The organism is Streptomyces cacaoi (assembly GCF_006539165.1).
In the GTDB taxonomy this organism is placed as follows: Bacteria; Actinomycetota; Actinomycetes; order Streptomycetales; family Streptomycetaceae; genus Streptomyces; species Streptomyces cacaoi.
In genome coordinates this window covers 1-675 of record NZ_BJMM01000185.1, presented here as the reverse complement: position 1 = coordinate 675, position 675 = coordinate 1, and the positions used below count along the sequence as shown (strand labels likewise).

General features: G+C 68.0%; 1 pseudogene. It reads left to right on the top strand.

Annotated elements, in window-relative coordinates:
* Window positions 1–294, top strand: a pseudogene (locus tag SCA03_RS35450) (hydantoinase/oxoprolinase family protein); the annotation flags it as partial.
* Between the last annotated feature and the right edge of the window lie 381 nt (window positions 295–675).

The following is a 675-nucleotide window of genomic DNA, read 5'->3' as shown; positions in this document are numbered from 1 at the left end:
TCGAAGGTGATCCGGCACGACCTGTCTCCGGTCGCGAACGCCGTGGGGGCCGCCATCGCCGAGGCATCGGGAACAGTCGACCGCGTGTACTCCTACGACGAGCACGGCCGGGAGAAGTGTCTGAACGAGGCGCGGGAGGCCGCGACAGCCGAGGCTGTCCGTGCCGGCGCGGACCCGAACCAGGTTCGCATCACCCGGATCTCGGAGATCCCGATGACCTACGTCCCAGGCGGGAGCGTCCGAGTCGCGGTCAAGGCGGTCGGACAGCTGCTTCGATCGGCCGCGGTACGGTGACGACATAGCGCGAGCCGTGCCCGGTCTCCGCGCGGCTCTCGACGCGGGGGAGACCTCAGTACGCGAGCTCGGCGGCCTCGGCATCGCTCTGGCCCAGGCCGTCGAGGAGGGTGTGAGCCTCGGTCCTGCGATCTACCCGGCCGGAGCGTGGCTGAGCCCGACGGGAGGACATGCAGACCTCCACGAGGTGCCTCTCGTATGGATGCACGAGCTCGCGGCCAAGGCCGGTGAGCTTCGCCAGCGCGACGGAACGGCTTTCAGGAAAGTGCTCTCCTGCTCAAGCTCTCGGTTTCTGCGTCGCAGCTCCTTCAATTCGGCACGCTTGTGCCCGGCGATGCCTGAGCACAGGTGTTTGGTGAAATCGGTGCTGGTCCTGGGCGG